Raw genomic sequence first — 11,749 nt, forward strand, 5'->3', positions numbered from 1 at the left:
TCAGGCGATGCGCATCAGCTTTTTGAGCACGGCCCGCAGCGTGGCGTCGGACACGGGCTTGTCCAGCAATCCCGCGGCGCCGGCCGCGCCGGCGCGCGCGCTGTCGTAGGCGTAGCCACGCGAGACCAGGAACACCACGGCGGGCACGCCTTCGGCCTGCCCGGCCTGGGCGCGCAGCGCGGCGCACAGCGCGTAGGGGTCGATATCCGGCAGCGAGGTGTTGATCAGCACCACAGCCACCGGCGCCGCCATCTGCGGCGCGTCGGCGCAGGCGGCCAGCGCCGACGCCTCGTCCGAGGCCCACAGCGACGCGATGTTATAGGGTTTGAGCAGCTTGGCCACGTGCTCGCTGAAGCGCGCATTGCGGTCCACCACCAGCACGGCGCCGCGCCTGTCCTTGCCCGGGCGGCGCATGGCCGCGTAGTCGGCCGGGTCGGTCAAGTCGAAATCGAGCCGCTCGCTGGCGCGCCGCTCGGGCAGCGGCGGCAGGCCTGCGCCGGCCAGCCTGGCCAGCGCGTCGGCGCGGCGTTCGACCAGCTGCGCCAGCTCGGCGTACAGGCTGTCATCCTCATAGGGCACGCGCAGGTTCGGGTAAGGCAGCGCCATGTACGGCGCGCCGATCAGCAGCACGGGCCGCGTGTCGCCCTGGCTGAGTGCCGCCAGCGCGGCCAGCGCTGCCAGGTCGGTGCCGTTGGCAATGATCAGGTCCGGCTCTTGCAAACTGTCGCCGGACAGGCAAAAATACGCCGGCCCCGAGCCGGTCTGCGGGGCGCCTTCCAATGCCGCAGCCAAGGCTTCGGCCTGCGCCTCGGGGAAGCCGATCAGGCGCACTGCGAACGGGAATCTGTCTGCTGTCATGGCGGTGTGCTGCGGATTTTTTCCCATTTAACCACAGTTCCCGCGCCTGTCAACCGGCTTGTTTCCCGCCGCCGCCGCCCGTTGCGGATAGAATGCGCAGGCAAGCCCGCCGGCCCGGCTTGCGCAGAAAGCACTGTCAAGACAAAATAACTGTATATAATCACAGCGTTTTGCGTGCAGCACGCCGCACCGATAAAGAATCGCACAAAATCCGCACAACCTAGCTCGATCAAGTATGGCCACTAAAAAACCAGTTTCCGACTACAGCGAATCATCCATCCGCGTCCTCAAGGGCCTGGAGCCCGTCAAGCAGCGCCCGGGCATGTACACCCGCACGGAGAACCCCCTGCACATCATCCAGGAGGTGATCGACAATGCCTCGGACGAGGCGCTGGGCGGCCATTGCAAAAACATCATCGTGACGCAGAATGCCGACGGCAGCATCACGGTGGAGGACGACGGCCGCGGCATCCCGGTCGGCCTGCATCCGGAAGAAAACGTGCCAGTGCTGGAGATCGTCTTCACGCGCCTGCATGCGGGCGGCAAGTTCGACAAGGGTTCGGGCGGCGCCTACGCCTTCTCCGGCGGCCTGCACGGCGTCGGCGTGTCGGTCACCAACGCGCTGTCCAAGCGCCTGGAGATCTCGGTCTGGCGCAAGGACGACAAGGGCAACGGCCTGCACCACCTGGTGTTCGAGCACGGCGATGTGGTTGAACCGCTGAGCTCCATGCCCGCGCCCAAGGACGGCAAGAAGTCCGGCACCCGCGTCACCGCCTGGCCGGACGGCAAATACTTCGACTCGCCGCTGATCTCGCAAGTCGAGCTGCAACGCCTGCTGCGCTCCAAGGCCGTGCTGCTGCCGGGCGTGACCGTCACCCTGGCCAACGCCAAGACCGGCGACTCGCAGACCTGGAAATACGACGAAGGCCTGCGCGGCTACCTGACCGAGGCGCTGGCCCAGGCCTCCGACGGCGAAACGCTGATCCCCCTGTTCGAGGGCGCGCAGTACGCCGGCCCGGACACCGAAGGCTTCGCCGAGGGCGAAGGCGCGGCCTGGGTGGTGGCGTGGACCGAAACCGGCGCCGTGGTGCGCGAATCCTACGTCAACCTGATACCCACGCCGAACGGCGGCACCCACGAATCGGGCCTGCGCGACGGCCTGTTCGGCGCGGTGAAGAACTTCGTCGAAATGCATTCGCTGCTGCCCAAAGGCGTCAAGCTGCTGCCGGAGGACGTGTTCGCGCGCGTCTCCTTCGTGCTGTCGGCGAAAGTGCTGGACCCGCAGTTCCAGGGCCAGATCAAGGAGCGCCTGAACTCGCGCGACGCGGTGCGCCTGGTGTCGACCTACGCCAAGCCGCCGCTCGAACTGTGGCTGAACCAGCACGTCGAATACGGCAAGAAGCTCGCCGAGCTGGTGATCAAGCAGGCGCAGTCGCGCCTGCGCTCGCTGCAGAAAGTGGAAAAGAAAAAATCGTCCGGCGTGGCCGTCCTGCCTGGCAAGCTGACCGATTGCGAATCGAGCGATGTGCACCGCACCGAGATCTTCCTGGTCGAGGGCGACTCGGCGGGCGGCTCGGCCAAGATGGGCCGCGACAAGGAATTCCAGGCCATCCTGCCGCTGCGCGGCAAGGTGCTCAACTCCTGGGAAACGGACAAGGACCGCCTGTTCGCCAACAACGAGATCCACGACATCTCGGTGGCCATCGGCGTCGACCCGCACGGCTTTGGCGACTCGCCCGACCTGAGCGGCCTGCGCTACGGCAAAATCTGCATCCTCTCCGATGCGGACGTGGACGGCTCGCACATCCAGGTGCTGCTGCTGACGCTGTTCTTCCGCCACTTCCCGGCGCTGATCCAGAACGGCAACATCTGCATCGCCCGCCCGCCGCTGTACCGCGTGGACGCGCCGGCGCGCGGCAAGAAGCCGATCCAGAAGCTGTACGCGCTCGACGAGGGCGAGCTGGTCGCCATCGAGGACAAGCTGCGCAAGGACGGCCTGAAAGAGGGCAGCTGGTCGATCTCGCGCTTCAAGGGCCTGGGCGAGATGAACGCCGAGCAGCTGTGGGAAACCACCATGAACCCGGACACGCGCCGGCTGCTGCCGGTGAAAGTGGGCCGCCCCGGCCACAGCACCTCCTCCGCGCGCTTCAACATGCTGATGGGTAAAGGCGAAGCCGCCGCCCGCCGCGCATGGATAGAGGAACACGGCAACGAAGTCGAAGCCGATATTTAACACAGTATTGTCATTCCCGCGCAAGGTGTAGCAGGGGTTTCATGGAGCATGCTCCATGCCTGCGAAACGACTTGCGGCAACAAGGGGAATCCATAGGCAGCATGGGTCCCCGCGTGCGCGGGGACGACCAGTAACCAATCAAGCAGACACACGATGACTCAAGCAAACCTCTTTGACGAACCGAAGCCGGCCGAGCCGGCCGGTAAGCAGGACGCCGACGGCGGCGTGGCCACGGCGGCCGAAGCCGGCATCGATACCGGCACCGACACCGCTGCCGATGAAATCGACGCGATCGCGGACGTGATCGCCGAAGGCGGCGGTGACGGAGGCGGCGGCGATGGCGGCGGCGGCGATGACGGCCAGGGCGACGACGGCGATGGCGGCGACGGCGGCGAAACGCTGATCCTGTCCACCTTCGCCGAGCGCGCCTACCTCGACTACGCGATCTCCGTGGTCAAGGGCCGCGCCCTGCCGGACGTGTGCGACGGCCAGAAGCCGGTGCAGCGCCGCATCCTGTACTCGATGAACGAACTGGGCCTGGCCCACACCTCCAAGCCGCGCAAGTCCGCCACCGTGGTCGGCGACGTGCTGGGTAAATTGCACCCGCACGGCGACCAGTCGGTGTACGACGCGCTGGTGCGCATGGCGCAGGACTTCTCGCTGCGCTACCCGCTGATCGACGGCCAGGGCAACTTCGGCTCGCGCGACGGCGACGGCGCCGCCGCGATGCGGTACACCGAAGCCCGTTTGACGCCGATCTCGCGCCTGCTGCTCGACGAGATCGACCACGGCACGGTGGACTTCCAGCCGAACTACGATGGCTCGTCCGAGGAACCGAGCCTGCTGCCGGCGCGCCTGCCCATGGTGCTGCTCAACGGCGCCTCCGGCATCGCCGTCGGCCTGGCCACCGAGATCCCGTCGCACAACCTGACCGAAGTGGCGCAGGCGGCGGTGGCGATGATACGCAACCCGAAGATCACCCACGACGAACTGATGGCCCTGGTGCCCGGCCCGGACTTCCCGGGCGGCGGCCAGATCATCACCCCGGCCTCGCAGATCCGCGACATGTACGCCAGCGGCCGCGGCTCGATGAAGGTGCGCGCGCGCTGGAAGATCGAAGAACTGGCGCGCGGCCAGTGGCAGGCCGTGGTCACCGAGCTGCCGCCCGGCACCTCCTCGCAGAAGGTGCTCGAGGAGATCGAAGAGCTGACCAACCCCAAGGTCAAGATGGGCAAGAAGGCCCTGTCGGCCGACCAGCTGGCGCTCAAGCAGCTGATCCTCGGCTCGCTCGACACCATCCGCGACGAATCCGGCCGCGCCGCGCCGGTGCGCCTGGTGTTCGAGCCGAAGTCGAAGAACCAGGACCAGACCGAATTCATGCTCATGCTGCTGGCCCACACGTCGCTCGAGTCGTCGGCCTCGATCAACCTGGTGATGATAGGCAGCGACGGCCGCCCGCGCCAGAAGGGCATCGGCGACATCATCAGCGAGTGGATCGGCTTCCGTTTTGAAACCGTCACGCGCCGAACGCAGTTCAAGCTGAAGAAGGTGGAAGACCGCATCCACATCCTGGAGGGCCGCGAGACCATCCTGCTCAACATCGACGAGGTGATCCACATCATCCGCAATTCGGACGAACCGAAGGCGGCGCTGATGGAGCGCTTCAATCTGTCGGCTATCCAGGCCGAGGACATCCTTGAAATCCGCCTGCGCCAATTGGCGCGCCTGGAAGCGATCAAGATCCAGCAGGAACTGGCCGAACTGCGCAAGGAAAAGCAGACCCTGATGGACCTGCTGGAAAACCCCGCGTCGATGAAGCGTTTGATCATCAAGGAAATCGAGAGCGACGCCAAGACCTACGGCGACGCGCGCCGCACCGTGATCGAGGAAGCGCAGAAGGCCGTGGCCGAGCAGAAGGTGGTGGACGAACCGGTCACCGTCATCATCTCGGAAAAAGGCTGGATACGCGCCCGCACCGGCATCGGCCACGACAAGACCCAATTCACCTTCAAGGTGGGCGACTCCCTGCACGACGCCTTCGAATGCCGCTCGGTCGACACCCTGCTCGGCTTCGGCGACAACGGCAAGGTGTACTCGGTGCCGGTGGCGGCGCTGCCGAACGCGCGCGGCGACGGCGTGCCGGTCACCACGCTGGTCGACCTGTCGGGCGGCGTGCGCATCAAGCACTACTTCGCCGGTCCCGCGTCCACCCAGCTGCTGCTGTCCTCCAGCGCGGGCTTCGGCTTCATCGCCAAGGCCGGCGACATGGTCAGCCGCCTGAAGGGCGGCAAGTCCTTCATCACGCTCGACGAGGGCGACCTGCCGCTGCCGCCGTCGGTGGTGGCGGACGACGCCAGCGCCGTCGCGGCGCTGTCCGAGAAGGGCCGCCTGCTGGTGTTCGGCATGAGCGAGATGAAGACGCTGACCAACGGCGGACGCGGCGTGATCCTGATGGAACTCGATCCGAAAGAGACGCTGCTGTCGGCCGCCGCCATCAGCCAGAAGGGCGTGATCGTGCACGGCATCATGGCGGCCAAGCCGCGCGAGCTGGAAATGTCCGGCAATGTGCTGGCGCCGCACTTCGGCAAGCGCGCCCGCAAGGGCAAGGAACTGGTGCAGCGCATCAAGCCGTCCACGCTGGCGCCGAAGTAAGCAGCGATCCCGTGGCGGCCTCCCACGCCGCCACGGCCCCTCCGCTTCGATTGACTTGCGCTATCGACTTGCGCACAATGGGCTGATTCAGGTGGAGGTAGCGCATGCGTATCAGCCGGGCCGCCAGCGACGAGCGGCCAGTTTCCGGTTTTGACCTCACAGACGCGCTGTTTGTCGGCGCGGTGGTCTACCTGTGCTCCATCTTCGGCATCTACACCGCGCCGCCCGGCGTGCTGGCGGCCTTCTGGCCCACCAACGCCGTGCTGCTCGGCCTGATGCTGCGCCGCACCCATCCCCCCAAGCTGCTGCACTGGCTGGCCGCCGCCAGCGGCTACATGCTGGCCTCCCTCTACATGCAGCACGGCTGGCCCAAAAGCGCCATGCTGGCCTGCACCAACCTGATGGGCGTGTCGGTCGGCTACTTCCTGCTCTCGCGCATGAGTGCCGAGCACCAGGGGCTGCGCCATCCGCGCTCCATGCTGCATTTCGTGCTGGTGGTGGTGTGCGCGGCGGCGGCGGCGGGCCTGGCCGGCATCTTCGTCCACCCGGTGCTGTTCGGCGGCAGCGCGGCCTACGGCTTCGCCTTCTGGTTCTCGACGGAACTGGTGAACTACATCGCCATCCTGCCCGTGATGCTGACGATGCCGGATGTGCGCCGCTGGCTGAAGGACCACAAGCGGCGCGCGGACTGGCCCGGCCTGCACATCGAACAGGTGGCGCCGCTGGCGGCCTTCGCCGGCAGCCTGTGGCTGGGCACGCAGCTCGGCGGGCCGGGCGTGATCCCCTACCCCATCCCGGCCATGCTGTGGTGCGCGCTGACCTACAGCCTGTTCGCCACGGCCGGCATCACGCTGTTCTTCTCGATGTGGACCCTGCTCGCCATCTCCAGCGGCACGCTGGTGATCGGCGCCAATTTCGACACGCAGCAGGCCATCATGTCGCTGCGCGTGGGCGTGACGCTGACCGCGCTGGCGCCGCTGACGGTGGCCAGCGTGATGGTGGCGCGCAACGAGCTGCTGGCGCGCCTGAAGTACGCCGCCTCGCACGACCCGCTGACGCATGTGCTGAACCGGGGCGGCTTCATGATCAACGCCGAGGAGCTGCTCGTCACGCCGCAGCTGATGCGGCGGCCGGTGGCGGTACTGATGATGGATATCGATTTCTTCAAGAAGGTCAACGACAGCTACGGCCACGCCGCGGGCGACGTGGTGCTGACCAGCTTCGCGCGCGTCGTCGAAGGCTGCTTGCGCGGCGGCGACCTGCTGGGACGCCTGGGCGGCGAAGAGTTCGCCGTGCTGCTGCCCGGCTGCAGCGAGGCAGACGCCCGCATTATCGCGCAGCGCGTGTGCGACGCCTTCGCGCGGCACACGGTGGCGGTGGGTGAAGGCAAGCTGCTCAATTCCACCGTCAGCATAGGCGCGAGCTGCGCCGACAACACCGGCACGCCGATCGAGACCATGCTGTCGGCGGCCGACGCGGCGCTGTACAAGGCAAAACAGTCCGGCCGCAACCGCGTCGAACTGGCGTAAAAAAAACAGGCTGAGCCGCATTCGAGGTCAGACCCCAAATGCGGCTCAGCCTGCGAGCGATGCAACAGCCCTACTTCAGCCTTATTTCAGCCTTATTTCAGCCTTACTTGACCGTGGCGGCCTTCACGTCGGCGTTGGCTTTCGCCTTCACCTCGGCGGTCTTGGCGGCGGCGATGGTCTTTTCCTCGGTGGCTTCGGCTTTTTCCTTGGCGACCTTGGCATCGGCCTTGGCGGCGGTCTTGTCCACTTTCATGTTCGCGTCGGCCATTTTCTTGTCGGCCTTGGCTTCGGCTTTCACCTTGTCTTCGGGATCGGCCTTGGCGACTTTTTCCTCAGCCTTGGCGTGCGTCTTCTCGGCCTTGGCGTGGGCCTTGGCGACTTTCTCGTCGGCCTTGGCCTGGGCTTTCGCTACGTCTTGATCAGCGGCGGCGTCCTTTTTCATTTCCTTGGCTTCGGCCTTGGCCACCGATTTCTCGGCCTTGGCCTGGGCCTTGGCGACGTCGGCTGCCGGGGCCGGGGTTTGTGCCATGGCGGCGGTGGCGAACAGACCTGCGATCAGGGTAGCAATCAGCTTATTCATAATATCGACCTTTCAAAGGTTTTTGGATGAGTGTGTTGTTCTTGTCACGGATCCAGAATAAGCTTGTTGAGCACCCCCTTCTGTACGCTGGCGCACGATGGACTCGTATCAAACGTTACCAAACATTACCGGCCAGGAGCGGCGTCAGCGGGCCGGGTCGCGCGTATACAGGTCTATCGTGGCGCCCACCGCCTCGCTGCACACGGCGCAAAACTTCTCGCTGCGGTCGAACATCAGGCATTGCTGCGCCGGGCGGTAGTAGCCCTTGGCTTCGTAGTTGGCGCCCTCGAAGGCGCCCACATCCTGCCGGTGCGGCGCGGTGGAGAACAGCTTGGCGGTGAACGCCAGGTCCTCTTTGAACAGCGCGCTCATTTCGGATTCAGGACGGTTCGCCTTGCGTAATGCGGCGCGCACCTTCTGGTACTCGCGCGCATGCGTTTCGTAGGCTTCCTTCGGCCATGGCGTGGGCAGCGGCGTGCCCGGCTTCACCAGGTGCTTCCATTTCAGCCTGGCCGGGTCGCGCAGCGCGGTGGCGTTCGGCTCCCACGGTTCCACGCGCTCTCCGCTGGCCTGGTAGGCCACCGGCGAGGTGTAGTACTCGTCCGCCAGGCCCGCGAAGTGGTGGCCGAATTCGTGCACGAACAGATAGTTGGCCCAGTCGCTATTGGCAGCCGCCGTGCTGAACTGGCCGTAAATGCCGCCGCCCCCGTAGGTGTCGTTGTTGACGAGGATTTCAATGAACTCGTACGGCGCGTGCTGGGCGATGTCGCGCAGCGCGCGGTTGTCCAGCGTGAGCACGTAGCGCTCGCTGCCGAAGATGTCGTAGCGGGTGCCCAGCGCGGATGCCTTGTGCGCGCCGGTCGATGGACGCGACACGCCCGATTCCTGGGTCGGCACGGCCAGGCCCCAGACGTTGAAGTCCTGGGCGCGCTCCTTGAACGGCGACACGGAAAACAGGTAGTCCGCCAGCCGGCGCGCGGTCTGCTCGAACTTGGCCATGTCGGCCCTGGTGTAGCCGTCGCCCAGGATCAGCAGGTCCACCTTGTCCGGCGACGGGCCGCCGACGCGGATGGGGATCGGCTTGGCGGGCGCGGACTCCTGCTTGCGCACCACGTCCTGCGCGTCGGTATCGATCTCCACGCTCCAGACCACGGAGAAGGCGCTGCGCTCGTCGCGCCTGAGGATGCGCACCTTCACCGGGCGGTCCGGCTTCGGGAAGCGCACCGATTCCTGGAAGCCGCGGCTCATCTTCTGCGCCTCCTCGGTGCTGCGCCATTCGCCGAAGATGGTGGAGAAGCCGCGCGAGTACAGCAGGTCGCCGGTCCTGGCGTCCACCACTTCCACCCGGTTGACGCCCCGGTCGGTGTCGTCCAGATTGCGCGACAGCTTGCCGGGCCACGGCAGCGGCTCGATCACCACGCGGTCCATCGCGTACTGCTCGGACAGGGCGTTGCCGGTGTGGAGATAGTCGAGGCGCACGGTGGCTGGAGGCGATGCCGGGGCAGCTGCCGCAGCGGCGGCGGACAGGGCGAAGGCCGCCCCGGACAATGCGGCGGCGGCCTTGGTGCGGAGGGTCATGGCGGTCCTTGCGTTGGGTTGGGAGACCATTGTAAACCCGGCCGCGGTGGCGCGAAAGGCTGCTGCCGCAGCGTGCATTCGGGATGTCACCTGCACGAATGAATTCGTCACCATTCCGCATTTCGTGCGCCATCCAGTTCGGGCATCATCATCGCTCATTTTCCTCCAACCGACGAATCCGGCCACCGGCATTCCCGATACTAAGGTGTATACATGAGCAAAGTAACGGTATTACGCGACACCCTTGCACAGAAACACGAGGCATTGACCAAGCACCCTGTTTTCACGGCGGTACGCAACCTCGACGACCTGCGCACCTTCATGGAATGGCATGTGTTCGCGGTGTGGGACTTCATGTCCCTGGTCAAGCGCCTGCAAATTGACCTGACCACGGTATCCCTGCCATGGGTGCCGCCTGAAAATCCCCTTGCGGCCAGGCTGATCAACGACATCGTACTGGGCGAGGAATCGGATGAAACGCCGGACGGCGCCATCAGCCACTTCGACCTGTACATCAATGCGATGCGCGAAATCGGCGCCTCGACCGACCAGATCGGAACCTTCGTATCGCTGGTCAGGGCCGGCGTGCCGGTGGCCAGCGCACTGGCCAGCGTCAAGGCGCCGGAGCCCGCCTGCCGCTTCGTCATGGCGACCATGGACGCCTGCCTCAAGGGCGAAACGGCCAGCGTGCTTGGCAACTTCTTCTACGGCCGCGAGAACGTCATCCCCGCCATGTTCCGGACCTTGCTGGACCAATGGAGCATCGATGCGAGCGCCGTGGCGACCCTGGTGTTCTACCTGGAGCGCCATATCGAAGTGGACTCCGGCGATCATGGCCCGGCGGCCGAAAAAATCATCGCCCAGATCTGCAAGGGCGACGACGAGATGCTGCAGGCGGTACTCGCATCCGGCATCGCCGCGATCGAAGAGCGGCAGCTGCTGTGGAATGGGCTGCTGCTGCAAATTGAACAGAAGCAGGCCGTATGCGCGATCAATTGAGGCGGGCCGGCATGGAACAAGTACACAGGCTGGAAGCCTTCGAGTGGGAACGCCCGGCGGGATTTGACGAGGGAATCGAACAGGTCATCATCGTCGATACGCTGGACCAGCAGAAAAAACAGGGCGTGCGGACCCGCTTCGTGCGCTTCGCACCGGGCGCCGCTACCGCCGTCCCCTTCATCCACGACTACGACGAGGAAGTCTACCTGGTCGAGGGCGACCAGGCCTTGCTGGACAAGGCCTCCCTGCAGCAAGTGGCGTCCTACGGCAAGGGCGCCTATTTTGTCCGCCCCGCAGGCACCTTCCACGGCCCCTTCTCGAGCGCGGCCGGCTGCCTGCTGCTGGAAATTCACTCCTATCCAGTTGCCGGGGAAACGGGGGCCGCATGATCGAGCATCATTACCAGAGCCATTCGTCGATCTGGGAGTCGCGTGCCACGATCCGATCGCGTCCGCGCCGCCAGATCGAAGACGACGGCCTCCAATACTATCCGGCCGAGCGCCAGCCGCTTTGCCTGCATCCGCTGATCGCCGGGCTGGGCAAGGAAACGGAAGAATTCATCCTGATCCAGAGCCTGTACAAATACATCAACGACATCATCATCTTTGAAACGGAAATCGTTAACCGGACCGCGCGCAGCATCGCCAAGGGCCAGTTTCCATTCGAGTTTCCCTTTGCCTGCCGCTATGACGCGATGTCGGTGGTGATCGACGAGGACTACCACGCCTACGTGGCGATGGACTATCTGAACCAGGCGCAGGAACGCACCGGCATCGCGCCGATCGCGCTGCCCGCTGAAATCGAACTGTCGCGCGCCATTCCGCGCACGCTGGCCACGCTCGGCGAACAATACCGCGATGGCATGGAATTGCTGGCCGTGGCGATTTCGGAAAATACCGTGACCGCCGATGTCGCGGCCTTTTCGCGCGACGCCAGCATCAAGCGCTCGGTCAAGGGCATGATGTCGGACCACCTGGCCGATGAAGGCCGGCATTCGAGCTTCTGGATCAAACTGGTCAAGCTTTACTGGGCCAATATCGACGAACCGGCGCGCGTGGCGCTCGGCTCGGCGCTTCCGGTTTTCCTGCAGCAGTACCTGACCAACGATATCCAGGCCGACTTCGACCGCCGCCTGGTGGCGGCCATCGCCATGCCGGAAGCCTCGCGCCGCGACATTTCGGCCGATATGGTGCGCTCCTACCCCATCACCAAGCGGCATCCGATGATGGTCAATATCGTCAAATTCTTCAAATCGAGCGGACTGCTCGAGCACACGCCCACGCGCGCGGCGCTTGACGCGTTCATCTAACAAGGTGGCTA

9 protein-coding genes are annotated in these 11,749 nt (G+C 65.3%); 6 read left to right on the top strand and 3 right to left on the bottom strand.

All coding sequences use genetic code 11. The features are described 5' to 3' along the window. Positions 1-858: a response regulator gene (locus ACSQ8Y_RS20395; protein WP_436268252.1), complete on the bottom strand. Its 858-nt coding sequence runs from the start codon at positions 856-858 to the stop codon at positions 1-3. Positions 859-1,093: 235 nt separating this feature from the next. On the opposite strand from ACSQ8Y_RS20395, the gene ACSQ8Y_RS20400 reads away from it, so the two are divergent. The 3 genes from ACSQ8Y_RS20400 to ACSQ8Y_RS20410 all read left to right on the top strand — a co-directional run bounded on the left by ACSQ8Y_RS20400 (position 1,094) and on the right by ACSQ8Y_RS20410 (position 7,272). Then, positions 1,094-3,091, top strand: a complete 1,998-nt coding sequence (locus ACSQ8Y_RS20400; protein ID WP_436268253.1) for a DNA topoisomerase IV subunit B — start codon at positions 1,094-1,096, stop codon at positions 3,089-3,091. Positions 3,092-3,244: 153 nt separating this feature from the next. Further along, the gene (gene parC, locus ACSQ8Y_RS20405) at positions 3,245-5,743 is read left to right on the top strand and encodes a DNA topoisomerase IV subunit A (RefSeq protein WP_436268254.1); all 2,499 of its coding nucleotides are present in this window, start codon (positions 3,245-3,247) and stop codon (positions 5,741-5,743) included. Between the two features lie 104 nt (positions 5,744-5,847). Further along, positions 5,848-7,272, top strand: coding sequence for a diguanylate cyclase (locus tag ACSQ8Y_RS20410; RefSeq protein WP_436268255.1), 1,425 nt, complete (start codon positions 5,848-5,850; stop codon positions 7,270-7,272). 103 nt (positions 7,273-7,375) lie between these two features. On the opposite strand, the gene ACSQ8Y_RS20415 is transcribed toward ACSQ8Y_RS20410, so the two are convergent. Beyond that, positions 7,376-7,852, bottom strand: coding sequence for a hypothetical protein (locus ACSQ8Y_RS20415; RefSeq protein WP_436268256.1), 477 nt, complete (start codon positions 7,850-7,852; stop codon positions 7,376-7,378). Between the two features lie 144 nt (positions 7,853-7,996). Next, a complete protein-coding gene (locus ACSQ8Y_RS20420) occupies positions 7,997-9,430 on the bottom strand; it encodes a M64 family metallopeptidase (RefSeq protein ID WP_436268257.1) in 1,434 nt (477 codons plus the stop codon). Positions 9,431-9,643: 213 nt separating this feature from the next. Here ACSQ8Y_RS20420 and ACSQ8Y_RS20425 point away from each other — a divergent pair, with 213 nt between their 5' ends. From ACSQ8Y_RS20425 to ACSQ8Y_RS20435, 3 genes are read left to right on the top strand one after another with little or no spacing between them, the layout of a single operon-like run. Next, entirely contained in the window at positions 9,644-10,429 is a 786-nt protein-coding gene (locus tag ACSQ8Y_RS20425; RefSeq protein ID WP_436268258.1) for a DUF3050 domain-containing protein, read from the top strand. A gap of 11 nt (positions 10,430-10,440) precedes the next feature. Beyond that, the gene (locus tag ACSQ8Y_RS20430; protein ID WP_436268259.1) at positions 10,441-10,818 is read left to right on the top strand and encodes a cupin; all 378 of its coding nucleotides are present in this window, start codon (positions 10,441-10,443) and stop codon (positions 10,816-10,818) included. Further along, positions 10,815-11,738 carry a diiron oxygenase gene (locus ACSQ8Y_RS20435; protein ID WP_436268260.1) on the top strand — a complete coding sequence of 308 codons (924 nt, stop codon included), beginning with the start codon at positions 10,815-10,817 and terminating at the stop codon, positions 11,736-11,738. Before ACSQ8Y_RS20430 ends, ACSQ8Y_RS20435 begins: the two co-directional genes overlap by 4 nt. Positions 11,739-11,749 lie beyond the last annotated feature (11 nt).

Origin of the sequence: Pseudoduganella sp. LjRoot289 (assembly GCF_964252925.1) — a bacterium.
In the GTDB taxonomy this organism is placed as follows: Bacteria; Pseudomonadota; Gammaproteobacteria; order Burkholderiales; family Burkholderiaceae_D; genus Rugamonas.